The sequence below is a fragment of the Sulfitobacter dubius genome (assembly GCF_027214245.1).
In the GTDB taxonomy this organism is placed as follows: domain Bacteria; phylum Pseudomonadota; class Alphaproteobacteria; order Rhodobacterales; family Rhodobacteraceae; genus Sulfitobacter; species Sulfitobacter dubius_A.
In genome coordinates this window covers 36,361-51,454 of record NZ_JAPWHM010000009.1, presented here as the reverse complement: position 1 = coordinate 51,454, position 15,094 = coordinate 36,361, and the positions used below count along the sequence as shown (strand labels likewise).

Genomic DNA, 15,094 nt, shown 5'->3' with positions numbered 1-15,094 from the left:
CACTCTGATTCAAATTGCGCACTTTTCCCAACAAAGCTGTGGCGCAAAGCGCATGCGCGTGGTTTGCGACATTTCAACCTGGGTTTCTTCGAGGCCCACGTTCAGTATCGGCTTATGTGTAAAGGAGGTCTCTACCAAGATGACGCGATCACCTTGTGAAAGTGCAGGCAGACGGTCGCGAAACTTTCCACTGGCAAAGTCAGAGTCTGTTAGACTGGAAAGACCTCGGCCTTCAGAGAACACAACATTCAGGACCCTTTCTGCAGGTTTGTCACAATCTTTCACACAGCGCAGCTGTGTAATCCGCAGGCCTACATTTTCGCCGTATCTGGTGAGCTGTCCTGCGACAGTTTGAAGACCTCTAAGGTAGTTTGCATCGATCGGGGTAGTTTGCCGAGAAATGGTATCGGCGATAACGGATGTTGCATCCACGGCGACCCCGCGCACGCGAAAAGACTCGGTGAAAGCCAGCATGCTACAGATACTCCAAACAAGGAGGGGAACCACGATGACGAACTCGATGGACTGACTTCCATCCTCTTTTCTGAAAAACGAAAGGATGTTTGCTCTGAAAAAGTTCATCCGCGAGGCTCCGTAACAAATGCAGTCGTGATCCGAACGCCGTACTCACCATCAGAGTTTTCAGGCAGTTCGCGGCCGAGACCTGTACCAGGCAAGAGGGGATCGAAGAGCCGGCACACGCGAACGAGCATCAGTTCGTTCTGCTGACCGGGAATGAAAGTGTTTGCAGGATCAAAGTCTTCTTCTCGGTCGATGCAAGGAGCCGCCCCTGTTATATTACCCCATTGCGAGACTGACATAGCTTGCATCTGGATGCGAATAGAGCTCATGCACCCCGCGCTGAAAAATGACCTTTCGCAGATCATCTGTTTCATTTCTTGGTAGTTTGGGGGATCCGCCGCACTCAGGCGCACGTCGCGCGCAACCATATTAGTCGCACGGCGCAACATGACTTCTCGTGCGCTCCAAAGTCCGGTTTCGAGCGCCATAAAAAAGAGATACAAAACGACCGGAACGAGGATCACGAACTCGAGCGTAACGCTCCCGCTTTCCGACCTTTGAAAAAAATCCAGTTTGCGCTTATTGATCATTTGGTCAGCCTCAACATGGAGATTGACGCTGCGATCATCTCGAAAGCCGCCTGGATTTCCATTCCTTCAACATCGAAATAGTGCGCTTCTGTTGAAGCACAGTCTTTCAGGATCTCTAGTGAGTTGGATTTAGTTACATCCATACCAATGGTGTAGGTGACAATACCCGCCTGACGCGCCAGGTTGCAGAGAGCGCGAAGTCGCGTATCTTTTTCGTCACGATCTATCTCTACTATTATGTCATTCCACTGGTCCCACATGCTGTAGTACCAGTATCTTGAGTTGTTCAGCTGGCGGGCGCGCATGTTGTATGCGTAATAGAATGGAGACATCTCAGCCCAGACTTCAGCCCATGTAAGGTTTCCGCCAGCATAGGTCTCTGAAGAAAATTGTTCATTGCTGTCGAGAGGGTCGTTGTTCCAGAAAGGATCGCCATCTTCGTTACCCTCCGTATCATTCTTTTTATTCTTTCCTTTACCGTTTCCTTTACCGTCACTTACCTCAGGGTAAGATGCGTAAAAGTACTCTTCACCAAACGTTCCGTCACCATCATCAGCGCCATATCTCTCGTTTGATGAAACATTGTAATATGGACCCCCGTTGCCCGTGAATTTAAAGAGGTCTGATTCCCCTGAGATATATCCTGGACGTAGCTGTTGCTCTTCCGTGTTCTCGCCATCGGTCATAATGACGAGAACTTTCATGTTGTTGTCTGCATTATGCGGATGTGGCCGCCCACTGAATGCAGGATGTACAATGCCCTCTGAGACAAGTGCAGACACTGGTTCTTGAGCAGATGGATCAAGAAGCGCGAGACCCCACTTGGCCCCGATTTCGATAGAGGTCGTCCCATCTGGATAGAGGTTTTGGATATTGGCTTTCAGTTCGGTAGCGTTACTTGATAAGGGCGTAATTTTAAATCCTGGGTCGGTGCGACAGACCCAGTTCCCATAGGTCTTGTTCCCCTGATTAGGGTAAGATCGGTTGGAGTTTCTGAAATGTCCTGTTCGCTGGATTTCAGCTTCGGAAGAGACTGCGAGACTATCAAAATCTTGAGAACTAAAATCCACACAATTAGAGTAACTATGCTCTTGTGTGGCGTTATACTGTCGCAAAAGGTCGGGGCCGACGTTCACCTTCTGCGCATAGGGAATAATTGAAATCGATACACGCCCCTCCTCGGCCTCGCTCAGAACGGCGTCCACAAAATCTGATGCAGCCGTTTTAAGAGCGTTAATTTTAATACCGCTGCCATCTGAGGCAGACCACCCCATGGACCCTGACACATCGAGAACCAGAGAAATTTCAATATCTTCAACGCGTTCTGTCGCTTGGGATTCGATACTCATGCCAAGCTCATCATAGTCGAAAAATCGGAAAAAATAGGTCCCGATACTTTCATCCATAGAGGCATGAACAGTGCGCCCCACAACGATGTCGCCAATTGTTTCGGTGGATGTTGTTACTTTTACTCCCGATGCGTCCAGGCCTGCAGACGTGATGTAGCTCATAACGATTTCTTCCGGCGTAAGAACCTGAGACAAGCTTGCTGCGGCAAGCACAGCGTTATCGAGATGGGTTTGGAAGGTGGTCCTGGTGCGCTCATGGTTAGCAAGATCAACAGCAAGGCCACCAAATACGACCATACCTACGAACAACATCAGGGATAGGAGAAGTATCGCTCCGTTTTCGTCTCTCTGAAACGCGAAAAGCCTACCTGAAATCCAGGTTAGTGCATCTTTGAGCATCGTAAAGTTCTCTATTTCTAATTGGACCTCCATCCAGGTCCAATGACCAAAGGGAGGCTTTATAGCTCTTAAAAAGCATCGTCCCTTTGTTCTATGTAGTTAAATGGGCGGAATTGCGGCATTTTCTGCGCAAAACACGCTCCTTAACCGCTATGGCTAACAACGTCATCCGCATGATCCTATCACACAATAAATCGTAAAGATTGGTGTCAAAGGTCCAGCGGTAGCTGGTCAGCATGCCCGGCATGGTCTGGTATTTCTATGAAATGGCTGGTCTCGTCCTGGCAATATGTTGGCGCATCGGACGGTGTTTGGGCGCAGGTGGCTATAAGCGATCGTCAGAGTTCTCGCTCCCATCTTCGCAATTACTTGGAGGCTGAAGCAATGCCTGCTGTGATTCTTACACGAAACAGCCCAACATTCGGCAACTGCGAAGAGCACCCTTCTTGACCCCGACAATAGGAACTCGTTCATGCTCTTGCCCTTGCGTTCCAGCACGACATTGTCCAGCATGGTATCAGCCAGCAGGCGTTTGAGCTTGGCGCTCTCATCCTCGAGCGCCTTCAGCTTAGGCGCCTCAGACACCTCCATGCCATCATATTAGCCTTGAGTTTGCAGAATGTCGCAACACTCAAGCCATGCCTGTGGGACTCCTCCGCGGTCGGCACTCCGGCTTCTTGATCCTTGATCATCCCAATGATTTGCGCCTCGGTGAAACGGCTCTTTCCCATCTGTCTGCTCCTTCAGTGTTGGTGCAGACTCTACATCACGGTGAGAGATCTCGCGGGGGAGGGCAGGTCAGTCCCAATCAGATTAATTGAACTTCATATTTGTATCAGTTTTTCTTTGCGCTTTCGCTTCCAGAAATCCACTCTGTGCCGCCGTAAGCAACTGCGAGCACGAAAACTGTTGTTGTATTTTTGTCTATCTCGAAGACTACGATACCTTTGCGTCCAGCCGGGACTACCCTTACGGCGACGCCAGATTCGCTTTGAGCGGTTCCCTTCTCAGGGTTCCCAGCAAGACTGAATGCAGTTTCTTGAATTTGTATTAGCTTATGCGTTGCTTCAGTGTTTCCTGAATGGTCAGCGATAATTTCGGCAATTGTCTGCAGATCAGTGGCCACCTCAGGGTGAAACCTTATCTTGTATGTCACTAAAATCTAATCCACGTTTATGCGCTGAAAAGCGCTGCGGAAGAGTTCTTCACCTGAAGCGAACTCTGATCTTGCCAATTCCATTCTCTCGGAAATTGCAGATGAGACGGCTTGTAGTGCATTTTCTCGTTGCACCTCGTCTTCAATAAGTTGCTCGATTGCAGCGGCAACAGCTGAGCTTGCGGTAGCAAATGCCCCTTGTTTGACCTTGGCCATAAGGAACTTGTGATGACGGTCAGTAAAGCTAAGCGTAGTTTTTACGGTCATTGAGCAGCCCCTTTTCGTGAACAAGTCATACCACTGGATGGTAGAAAGGGTCAACGTCATCGAGGCAGTTTCAGCGCGCAAAAACTATGAGCCACGCTCAGGAGGGAAGTCTTATGCGTGCGAACTCGCCGTCGCGCTGCGCCATTTTTTAATGTCCGTGAGGCGGACTTCTTCGACGGGGGAGAAGAGATTGCCGAAGCCAACTTCTAACCTTCTACAAGCCAGCCATACCTCGGATCAACCGCCTGATCCCACTGTGTTCATTTTGGTCGTTGTGCCTGCTGTTGCGTCTAATGCTGCGGTTTCAATGGTCGAAAGCATTAGGACTGTGAGGAAAATGAGAGCGGCAGTTAGGACAATCCACTCGAACGTTACTGCACCACTCTCACCGGGTAGAAAGTCGAATTTCATAATTCTGCTCTTCTTATGTGACGGATCGGACCCATAAAATGCCCAGCCTTGAGGGAAAAAGCTTTTGGAGGCTAATTTCTCTACTTTTGAGTGAGTTCGCTCGGGGAAAGCTTCATAAAGGCACAGCTTATTACTTTGAAAAGTTACATTTTTAGCCAAAGTATCAAATATCAAAGGCCACGCTACTTGAATTAGCGTGGCCTTTCAGGGAAGCAGGCGCTCCTTGGAGGGAGAGACGCCCTAGCATTGAGAGATGCCAACCCTGAGGTTTATTAATTTGCTTCCTCTGGCGCTACTGATGCAAGGTCAGCCGCAATTCCTTCGACAAGGGTTTCAGTACCGTCTCCAATCGTGTTGAAAGCCACAACCGCCAAGCCGACAATAGCTGCGGTGAGAACAACCCAGTCTACTGTAACGGCGCCGTCTTCATCACGGGAGAAACGTTTCATCTTAAGAGCAAAGTTCATGGTGCATTCCTTTTCTATGACCTTCTGTGAATCTTTATAGCCTGGGGTCATGTCGAAATATTGTCGCGCAAGGGAAATGTGTTGTTAATATTGTGGCATAAACTAGGCAACCCATCCTTGATGCAAAGGAAGGCCTCTACAGGATCTCATGCTGAGCATTTTCGCCGTAGAGAAGCATTGTGTGAGGGATACTTGAGCTGCGCATCTTGTTGAGCTCAGGGCATGAGGCGCCGCCTAGTCTCTTAGACGTTTGCCTCATTCATTTTCTGCTGCTTCATTTATAATCAACCGGGGACAGCATGACACTGTTTGTGTGGTTTCTCATCGGATTGTAAAACACCTCGATGTAGTCGGAACACGTCCTGCCCCGCTGCGTAGCGGGCGTCCTCGGTGGGGAACGATCCCCGTGTTCTTATCGTTTTTTGGCTTCCACAGTTCAGGCCTTCGATCACGTTCGAGGTACAGAGGGATCGCCAGATGAAGGCGAAGAACCCTTGGCCAGGCCGGTGCGAAGGAGGTATGTTTCCCGCCCCATTTTTCCTTGAAGACATTTGATAAAGGCATATCCGTCGTCATTCATGCGTTACCGCAGTCCAAAATGGCCAGCGTTTTGCACAGCGAGATGTCGACGCGCCAAGCAAGCAACACAAGAAAACCCAACGCCAAGCGCCCTTCGCCCAAACACCCTGGATCCTTGAGCGTATTTGCTTATAACCGATCCATAAGGAGTAGATATGTCATCATTCAAACCCCCTTTATTCCTACTGGCCGCCATCGGCGTTGTGATCGCGGCTTGCACAGTACCCTCAATGCCTGAAGCGCCTGATGGTGCCAAATTCTACGCTGAAAACTGCGTTTCGTGTCATGGAATGTCAGGGCGAGGAAACGGGCCTTTAGCTAAAGAACTCGATGCATCCCCTACAGATTTGACGCTTCTGGCCCGCAAGAATGGCGGGAATTTTCCGCGTGCATGGGCATTGAGCTATATTTATGGCCACCCAGAGCAGCGCGACTTGGGCCGCGTTATGCCACAATTTGGCGGGGCAATGGCAAACGATACGGTGCCCGTCGAGATAAATGGCATTCTAACGCCCACGCCGCGGGACCTGGCGGGGTTGCTTGTCTATCTGGAAAGCATCCAGCGTTAAAATGCGCGGCATCCCGAATGCCTCTATTGTTCGTTGAAAGGCTGCAAATTTAGGCCCTGCTTCAGTCGGGCGGCTTTACGCGAGTCTTTTTCGATAGCGCTCAGCCACGCTCTCCCCCCCGCCAGGGCATCGCGACAGAAAAGGTCTAGGGACACCTGGAGAACTCGGTTCTTATGGGTGCAATGCGCCTCAGAATCTAAGACAAAAGCATACCGGCTGAGGACATTCGCACTGGCATGTGGCCACGTGGCGTTGGCTTCTAGGCCTTGATAAAGCATCGCGCATTTCAACGCATAGCAATCGCTCCCAGACAAAAATGTACGCGGCCCCGATAAGAGGCTTGTTCGATACTTCCCTCCAACCCACCGATCAAACCACTCAGAATACCTTTGGCGCGGCTCAAGCTGTGGACTTTCAACAGCACCAGCCATCTCAGGCAAAACAAGGGTAAGACAGATCGCAGCATGCCTGTTCTCACCTTCTATGCATTGCTCAAGAGAGGCCAAGAATGCGTGCATAAGGCTCCCTACCGAGAATGTCTTTGCCCACACCTGGGGCATATCAAAGTGGCATCAACCCAGGTTTCGTTATCTGCCTGATAAAAGCCGTGACCGAAAACCCAACAGAGAGGTCGAAGCAACCAGGATTTTGCTCCCTGCGCCCTGTCAGACTCTTTCCAAGTTAGCCGCGCCATCTTCTTCTCCCCTATGGCTAAGCGAGCGCCGAGATCAAAGCGATGAAAAGCACAATACACGCTACCTATTCATAACCGCTATTGAAAACCACTGACGCCATAAACCCCACCGCAGAACACCCAATCGTCACTCGGATCTCTCCTTTTGTTCAAGGCTAATGCCCGCCCGATCCGCAAGCGCACGGATCACAAGAGCGGCATCTGACATAATGTTGCCTGCCAAACGCGGACTACAAGAAATATCTTCCGCCCTCATGTCTTCCAAACACCCTAGAACCTCTGCTAGCGTTGCTTGCTCTAGAGGCGCCTCTCCAAGTGTCATGTTTGTTCGCTTTGGCACCTCTTTTTACATGCCCCCATTCAATCATAGATGTTTCTTGCAAAGATGCCCCGGCGGGTTTCGAATGACCTGGGCCAAAAGCCTATCCAAGCTACAAGCACTGACGCAAACGTGGGGGGAGCTTGGTGCAACCCACAGTTTGAGCGCTAACTTTCCTTTGGACGCTCAAACGGTAAACTTGTATAGAAGCCTAGACTGTCTAAGACATCCGGCGCTTTGGAAACATATCAAAGAAGTCATTAAATGAAGCTCCTTATCCTTATGTCGGCCTTGCTCCTTTCAGCTTGCGCCTCCTACGAAAAAGGGGAACTCCCCCTGATGCGCGATCCAGCAACCGGCGAAATGCGCCCCTGTGGGCACATCGGCGTTTTAGGAGACTGCAAGCACTACATGTGAAGAGGTCTTAGGTTCAATGCCGACCGGCTGACCTTCAAACTGACCGTTTCCAGTAGATACAATAATGTTACCATTCTCCAAGGCACGAACAAAAGCGCCCTGAATCTGAATATATTTACTAACTAAAATAGTTCGGACCATCGGGAATTTCCTAACAACTAATAGCGCTTACTATACCCACCGGAGCGAACTGCGTAAAGCTGCCAGCGACGCTAAACAGCGCACGTCTCTCGCTAAAATTTATGGGCAGCCCTTGGTTCCTGCTCTCCACAGGCTACCCCTAGAAACGCTCAGAGAGGATCAGAAAGAAATCCACTTTGTCGTCAGCCCTTCGCACCCTGTCCGCGCGCATAGACATCCTCATAGCGGATAATATCATCCTCGCCGAGATAGCTCCCCGTCTGAACCTCAATCAAAACCATCGGCACTTTGCCGGGGTTCTCCATTCTATGTGTGGCCCCCAAGGGAATATAAACCGACTGGTTTTCACTCACCAACTTTACCTCATCCCCGATGGTTACCTTGGCTGTACCCTCCACCACGATCCAGTGCTCAGAGCGATGGTGATGACTTTGCAGGCTAAGCGCAGCGCCAGGGTGCACCGAAATCTTCTTAACTTGAAACCGTGAACCCACCACAAGACTTTGGAACCATCCCCACGGGCGGTAGTCGCGCGGCAAGGTCTCCGCCTGGGTAGCCCCCTTAGCCTTCAAAGCAGCGACCGCTTTTTTGACGTCCTGTGCACGGTCTTTGTGGGCCACGAGCACCGCATCGGGCATTGCCACCGCAATAATATCGCGCAGCCCAATGCCAACAAGATGTTGTTGCGGATCTTCTGCACGCAGCAATGTATCATGACAATCAATCGCCGTCGCCGACTGCGACACCACCAGACCAGACTCGTCGGGCCCGGTTTCGCGCCAAACGGCATCCCAGCCCCCCAAATCCGACCAAGCGCCTCCGTAAGGCACCACTGTAAGATTTTCAGCCCTCTCCATGATCGCATAGTCAATTGAGTCTTCCGCAACCTGCGCCCAAGCCTCCGGCGACAGCCGGGTAAAGCCGAGATCTTGCTCAGCCTGGTCCATGGCCGCCCGCACGTGAGCCAGCATGTCAGGCGCATAGGCTTCAAAAGCTGCGATGATAGATTTTACCGAGAACAGGAAAATACCTGCGTTCCACAGGTGCTGCCCCCCCTTCAACATCGCTTCTGCAGTGGCACGGTCGGGTTTTTCCACAAAACCTTTAAGCGGTTGCGGCTTTGGCGCAAAATCTACGCTTGGACTGCTCATCTCTAGCCAACCATATCCGGTTTCCGCACGGTCAGGGCGAATGCCAAAAGTCACAAGCTGGCCCTCTTGGGCCTCGGCGGTCGCTGACTGCACGGCTGCGCGGAAGGCCGCCGTGTCAGGGATGACGTGATCAGAAGGTGCCACGAGCATCAGTGCCTCGGGGGCACGCGCAGCCAGGCTCAAGGCAGCTGCCAAAATAGCAGGGGCAGTGTTGCGTCCTTCTGGCTCAATAAGAATGTCCGCGGGCGCAATCTCTACTGCGGCCAACTGCTCTGTGACGACAAATCGGTAATCTGCCCCCGTCAGGACCACCGGTGCCGCAAAACCCGCTCCGCTCAGCCGCTGCGCAGAGGCCTGAAACAGGCTATTCTCTCCCATTAGCTTGGCGAACTGTTTAGGGTAGCTTTTGCGCGACAAGGGCCAAAGCCGGGTTCCAGAGCCGCCAGCCAAGAGCACCGGGTGAACAATATGGGTCATGGAAATATCCTTAGAACTGGCAGATTAGGAGTGATTGGCACGCGGGCCAGCCATAAATCAATCATAGGTTTCCTACAGCCCCCTTTCCAACCAGTGGAAGCTTTTAGGTCCTTGACGTCAGTGCTGGACGCCGGGATCGAGAGAAGAAAATGTTGCAGGACCTGGCTCAAAAGTATGACCGGAAACCTAAAATCATCCCTGTGCGATTGCCTCACCGAAGGGCGCGGTGCCGCCACACCCCCCCAGAACAGCGCATAGAAAAAGCCCTGCAAAATACAATTTCATGATCGACTGCCCTTATTCGTTTTTCGCAACATTCCGGTATGGGCGCTTATCGTGTCAACGTTGGGCCGCCCGCACGCCGCTATGGCCATAAATGGTTGCGCAAAAGCAATACCACCCTCGCCTAATTTGGCTGGGCACGCTCTTCGCTGCCGCTCTTGTCGTGCTTGAGGCGAAAGGACCTATTGTCTGCATAAAAGCCCCGAAAGCAGGCTTAGCAACGTCCCATAACCGCCATTCTCGCCCACTTGGGGGCGACGGCGGCTTTAGACGCTGCGTCCACGATCCCCGTCGAGGTTGCAAAATGCCTTGTCAGGGAGATCAAAGACAAAGGGTCACGGCAGTAACGGTTGATGCAAATCCGCAGGTTTTTACTTGCGTGCTCGGTAACATGTGCCCATGCGGCTTCGCCCAGAAAAACCTCCCCGCCATGGGTCTCGTAAGCCCTTACCAAGTCATTCAGGGCAAAAGGCCCCCTCGCATCGAAGACCACCAGCCGGGGTATGCAGCCTAAGGCGCAGCACTCAGCTGGCACCGAAAGCTCGTCGCCATGGTCCCATCGATCAAGGGAGACATCCCGAGCACTGCTCTTGATCTGGTAGGAATAGGGGCCCCGAGCATAATCTCTAACCTGTCCAGAGCCGCCTTCTTTCATTGCCTCTGGCAACATCTCATCTGAGTTGGCGCATGCACGTAACGCGATCCTGACAATAGCCGACCGCAACTTGTGGATTTCACCCTGCAGCTGTTCTTTAAACACGGCAGGCGTGCTTTCCCTCACGCCGATCGGGGCATATATCTCGGCTGCCTTGAGTTTAAATTGCCGCACCGCGTGCAGGCAAAAAAGAAGATCTTGATAATCCGCAATGGTGGATTTCGCTTCCCCCTCCAGGGCGGCCCAATCCACACGACCTATAGGTTTGGAAAACCAATTGCTGGGGAGGTCTTTTAAGCACTGCTTAGGGCGCATGCTGTCCGGCAGGCTTTGAAGCTGCCCCTCTTCTAAAAACTCCGCCTCCATAAGAGCAATCAGATGTATCAGGGTTGTTCGCGCTCTGCTTTGCATCGCCTTGGCATCGGCCGTCCCAAAAGCGTGGACGGAATTGCGATGTTCGGACATGGTTTCTTCCCCTAAAAGGTGAGCCAATAGTGCACCATACGCAACGAGCTCGCTATCTGAAGAAATAAGCGCCTTAAGTGCTCCTAAAGGAGTATAAAGACGCTTCCTTGGAACGACAGCTTTTTCACGCAGGCCAGTTATCTGTCTCGGCCTTAGCGGCCTGCTGCGTCTCAAATTTTGCCCGCACTACGAGAGTTCGGATAGGGGGGCGCTCAAGGTGTTAATCAAGGCTAGCGACTGGTTCGGTTCGATCGAACGCTTCAACCACCTGGTCGCATTACGAGATCAAGGTCTATTTAGCATCCGCGTCGCGGCATCGATGTATGGGGCGTCAATGCGCGGCTATGGTGCATGCTCGTTCGCGCCGTCGGCCCCTAACTGCATTCTAGCGGCATTTGCTCCCCAATCACCGCTTTCTTCTTTAGGTGCGCCATTCGAGAAACCTTATCGTTTTGCGCGGCGTAGCCTCGAGTGGTCCACGCCAGAATGGCGCGATGCCGCCCAGCCTACCTGCTGCAGGAAAAGTATATTGATTCTATGGTCCGACAGTGTGGGGAACGCCTGACCATCAACTGGAAATTCCAAATCTTACTGGCATTTTGCACGTTATAAGGTTTTAAGGGCTCCGTAATGCCCTAAGCGGTTTTACCTCGTGCGCTCCAAGGGCACACTGGAACAGGAAATGGGGCAACCCATTTCCTGTTCTTACTTCCGCTCACAGCTAGAAACGAGAGCAGCGGCAAGCGCAAAAACGCTCACCGGTTGCACCTCATTGAGATCACTTGCCTGAACGCTGGTGGCACAGTAATGAAGCCTCCAAATAGCACACAGCTGCTCCGGCTGCTATGCGCACTCAGCCTTATTGGCTATCCTTTCTCCATGAGAACAGCATCCCACCTGCAAGAGAGCGATCCTACATGAGCTATACCTTGAGCGACTACAAATGGGGCCACGGCGAGAAGGGTCATGCAGGAGGTATCGTAAACTGGAGCTTTGCCACCACCGGGGTCGCCTTCACCGGACAGATCACAAACCCCCTTTACCAAGGGCTCATACGCGATGCGTTTCAGGCATGGGAGAACGTTGCAAACATTGATTTTGTCGAAGTGGTTGATGGCTCACAAAGCAATTTACGCTTGGGGTGGGATGCGATTGATGGAGCCTATGGGGTGATCGGCAATGCCAAGTCTCAACTGAGCAAAACAACGACATCTCTTTACAGCGTCACAGAAGCCGAAATCCGGTTTGATCTCGCAGAAAGCTGGTCCACAAGCAAAACCCCTACGACCAGTGACTTAAATTTTTACGCGACGGCCCTGCATGAAATCGGCCACACCATGGGCTTACTACATACAGATGATCCTAACACCCTCATGTACCCAACCTTGGAAAAGGTATCTGGCCTGACAGCACATGACATCGAAGGAGCCCAGATCATCTATGGGGCAAGAACAGCTGGAAGCATTCAAAGCGATATGTTCACCGCGACAGAAGGGGCAGATGTTATAGACGGATTTGCAGGGCTTGATACCGTTCGCTTCAATGGCACCTCAGAGCTTTACGCGATCACCGATGACAACCAGCTCAATATTAGCGTCCACGCCTCAGGTTCCGGCATTACGCACACCCTAAAGAACGTTGAGCGGCTACAGTTCGATGACGGGTATCTCGCGTTCGATACCAGCGGTACGGCCGGCACGACGTTCCGGTTATATCAAGCAGCCTTTGATCGCGCCCCCGACCCTGAAGGCCTGGGGTTTTGGCTTCGGCATTTCGATGCAGGGACAATTACCCTACAGCAAATGGCGAGATACTTTATCGGATCCGAAGAGTTCGAGGGGAGATACGGAAACCCTGAAAGCCTGCAAGATGACGCCTTTCTCAGCTCGCTCTACAACAACGTTCTCGACAGAAACCCCGATCAAGCAGGCTTTGATTTTTGGAGCGAGCAGCAAGAAAACGGCCTCAGCCGGCCTATGATCCTTCAGCATTTTACCGACTCCCAGGAAAACATCCTCAAAGTCGCCGGCGCTGTGGACGACGGTATCTGGTATGTCTGATGGGCCCGCGAGGCCAAAGCCGCCCCCTATGCATTCCCTCCAATCATGAGACCGCCCGAGCAGGGTCGTGCGGTGACTGCCCTTCCCCTTTTACAGGAACGCGCCCCCCCTATTTCTCTAGCGCCTCGATAGCCGTCTGAAGATGCTGTGATATCTGCGCCGCTCCTTCGACGTTCAGATGGTCCCGGTCTCGAAATAGAAAATAGCCATCTTGGTTTGGACTACAGACCTTCGAAGTCGGGGGACAAAGCTTTGAAAATATATCTATAAACTCAGCGTTCTCATGCTTGCCTGCAAGACGGCTGAGGTCACGGTGTACAACATCGGTCAGCTCCTCCAGCCTGCTGCGGTCTATTGAACAACTAAGCTCATCGTCAGGAACACAGGCACGTATGTCTTCAAACATGAACATGGGGGGCGGGCCTACCAAGAGCAGACCAATGCCAAGACGCTCCAGTTCGTCCGCAAAGAGGCCGACCTCCTCAATCCATCTGCCAAATGTCTGGCGGACACTCAACGGATCGGTGCGCGAGAAGTAAAGGCGCGATAAGACGACAATATCTCCAGGCTTCCAGTTGCGCTGTACCTCCTGAAAAAGTTTCAAGCGGGGCGCGAAGCCGCCGGCCTCAACCACAGGAAAACTTTTTCCAGGCGTCTCAACCAAATGGACGCCATAGCCGTAATCCTCCCGCAGCCTGAGCAAGGCACCTTGCAGATGGCCTGCATGGCTATCGCCCATTGCCCAGAGCGTTCTTTCCTCGCGAGCCAGGGGGGCAAAAGTGCAATTTTCGAACGTATCGGGCTTTAGCTGTCTGCCGCGTCCATCCACGACGCAAGTGGGATTAAAGGGCAGACCACTGCCCGGCAGGGCCAAGAATTCCGGGTGCATCGCAGCTTCGATACGAGAGCCCCCCGAAGATTTGCGATAAGAGTTCCCCGCTGCAACAAGAGCAATCACACATAGGACAGATGCAAAGGCCCCTGCAAAATGCCAAAGCTTCGGTTGGGGCGTTTTAACCCTTTGAAAGGGCTGTTCCACAAAGTGGTAGGATAAGATAGCGGCAAGAAATGCGCTGCATATGCTCACCACAGGGTTCGCCCAGAGACTATAGGGGGCCAAAAGGCCAAACGCCAAAAATGGCCAGTGCCAGAGGTACAAAGAATAAGAAATATTGCCCACGTATCGCGCGGGCCTATTCGTCAGCAGACGGGTCTGATCCTCATTCTTGACGCCGACAAAAAGCAACGCAGTGGTCAAGGCCACGATCAAGATATGGCCAACGAACGCACCGCCCAAAGGCACGATGAAGACCATGGTCATGGCGGCAATCAAGATCGGCGCCGGTAAGAACCGCCCCGCATTTTGCAACATGTCAGGGCGGTGGTAGAGAATTGCGGCAGAGGCCACACCGATCCCCAACTCCCAAAAGCGCAAGGGCATCATATAGTACGCAGCCATGGGGGCGCTGGCCTGATAAACGACAAACCCTAGCAACGACAGCACGCTAAGCGACAGGATAACGAAGAGAAACCGCGGCACATCCTGGGTCCAAGATGGCTTGTAGGCAAACCAGAATAAAAGCGGGAACAAGAGATAGAACTGCTCTTCGACCCCTAGGGACCAAGTATGGGTGAAGCTGTTGTATCGGATCGATGGCGAGAAGTAATCAAGCTCTTGAAAATATAGCGAAAAGTTAGAAACGCCAAACAGTGCTGCGGCGCCTGTGCGCAAAGATGCCTTAGGCGCCGAGTCAATGAGCAAGAGGATAGCGCAGGTGAGACCGATGCACACCAGCATAGCCGGAAGAAGCCTTTTGATCCGCCTTAAAGAGAAGGCCGCGAAGAAGGCCCCAAACGATGCGCTCGTCCTGGAAACAAGCGAAAGCGTTATGACAAAACCTGATATAACAAAGAAAACATCTACGCCGAGATAGCCTCTTGGAAACCACTCCTCAAAGGCATGCCCAGCAATAACCGCCATCACCGCGACGGCACGAAGCCCATCGACGTCCGGTCTATATATACTTTTTTTAATTTTATCCTGCCCGGGTTTGGAAAAACTAACCCCAAAATGCTACGGTAAAATATTACTCATGTCAGCTATCACATGAAGGCGCAACTTTT

The 15,094-nt window shown here is 52.0% G+C and carries 12 protein-coding genes and 1 pseudogene; 2 read left to right on the top strand and 11 right to left on the bottom strand.

Going from position 1 to position 15,094, the window contains the following annotated elements; all coding sequences use genetic code 11:
• Positions 1-9: 9 nt before the first annotated feature.
• The 8 genes and pseudogenes from O4H31_RS17625 to O4H31_RS17590 all read right to left on the bottom strand — a co-directional run bounded on the left by O4H31_RS17625 (position 10) and on the right by O4H31_RS17590 (position 5,161).
• Positions 10-582 carry a TadE/TadG family type IV pilus assembly protein gene (locus O4H31_RS17625; RefSeq protein WP_269347907.1) on the bottom strand — a complete coding sequence of 191 codons (573 nt, stop codon included), beginning with the start codon at positions 580-582 and terminating at the stop codon, positions 10-12.
• Positions 579-1,112 (bottom strand): TadE/TadG family type IV pilus assembly protein, encoded by a 534-nt coding sequence (locus O4H31_RS17620; protein WP_269347906.1) that lies wholly within the window; start codon positions 1,110-1,112, stop codon positions 579-581. The genes O4H31_RS17625 and O4H31_RS17620 overlap by 4 nt, the downstream gene beginning before the upstream one ends.
• The gene (locus O4H31_RS17615; protein ID WP_269347905.1) at positions 1,109-2,860 is read right to left on the bottom strand and encodes a pilus assembly protein TadG-related protein; all 1,752 of its coding nucleotides are present in this window, start codon (positions 2,858-2,860) and stop codon (positions 1,109-1,111) included. Before O4H31_RS17615 ends, O4H31_RS17620 begins: the two co-directional genes overlap by 4 nt.
• A gap of 489 nt (positions 2,861-3,349) precedes the next feature.
• Positions 3,350-3,591 (bottom strand): annotated as a pseudogene (locus O4H31_RS17610) (transposase); the annotation flags it as partial.
• Between the two features lie 104 nt (positions 3,592-3,695).
• Positions 3,696-4,016, bottom strand: coding sequence for a type II toxin-antitoxin system RelE/ParE family toxin (locus O4H31_RS17605; RefSeq protein ID WP_269347904.1), 321 nt, complete (start codon positions 4,014-4,016; stop codon positions 3,696-3,698).
• 6 nt (positions 4,017-4,022) lie between these two features.
• On the bottom strand, positions 4,023-4,283 hold the full coding sequence (locus tag O4H31_RS17600; RefSeq protein WP_269347903.1) for a type II toxin-antitoxin system ParD family antitoxin: 261 nt from the start codon (positions 4,281-4,283) through the stop codon (positions 4,023-4,025).
• A gap of 237 nt (positions 4,284-4,520) precedes the next feature.
• Positions 4,521-4,868 carry a hypothetical protein gene (locus O4H31_RS17595; protein ID WP_269347902.1) on the bottom strand — a complete coding sequence of 116 codons (348 nt, stop codon included), beginning with the start codon at positions 4,866-4,868 and terminating at the stop codon, positions 4,521-4,523.
• Positions 4,869-4,966: 98 nt separating this feature from the next.
• Positions 4,967-5,161 (bottom strand): Flp family type IVb pilin, encoded by a 195-nt coding sequence (locus tag O4H31_RS17590; protein ID WP_269347901.1) that lies wholly within the window; start codon positions 5,159-5,161, stop codon positions 4,967-4,969.
• 734 nt (positions 5,162-5,895) lie between these two features.
• On the opposite strand from O4H31_RS17590, the gene O4H31_RS17585 reads away from it, so the two are divergent.
• On the top strand, positions 5,896-6,309 hold the full coding sequence (locus tag O4H31_RS17585) for a c-type cytochrome (RefSeq protein WP_269347900.1): 414 nt from the start codon (positions 5,896-5,898) through the stop codon (positions 6,307-6,309).
• Positions 6,310-8,062: 1,753 nt separating this feature from the next.
• Here the strand turns inward: O4H31_RS17585 and O4H31_RS17580 are convergent.
• Positions 8,063-9,508: a mannose-1-phosphate guanylyltransferase/mannose-6-phosphate isomerase gene (locus O4H31_RS17580; RefSeq protein ID WP_269347899.1), complete on the bottom strand. Its 1,446-nt coding sequence runs from the start codon at positions 9,506-9,508 to the stop codon at positions 8,063-8,065.
• 496 nt (positions 9,509-10,004) lie between these two features.
• Positions 10,005-10,910, bottom strand: a complete 906-nt coding sequence (locus O4H31_RS17575; protein ID WP_269347898.1) for a hypothetical protein — start codon at positions 10,908-10,910, stop codon at positions 10,005-10,007.
• 917 nt (positions 10,911-11,827) lie between these two features.
• Between O4H31_RS17575 and O4H31_RS17570 the strand changes: the two genes are divergently transcribed.
• Positions 11,828-12,970, top strand: coding sequence for a DUF4214 domain-containing protein (locus O4H31_RS17570; RefSeq protein WP_269347897.1), 1,143 nt, complete (start codon positions 11,828-11,830; stop codon positions 12,968-12,970).
• A 109-nt stretch (positions 12,971-13,079) separates the two neighbouring features.
• Here the strand turns inward: O4H31_RS17570 and O4H31_RS17565 are convergent, their stop codons facing one another.
• The gene (locus O4H31_RS17565) at positions 13,080-14,993 is read right to left on the bottom strand and encodes an acyltransferase family protein (protein WP_269347933.1); all 1,914 of its coding nucleotides are present in this window, start codon (positions 14,991-14,993) and stop codon (positions 13,080-13,082) included.
• Positions 14,994-15,094 lie beyond the last annotated feature (101 nt).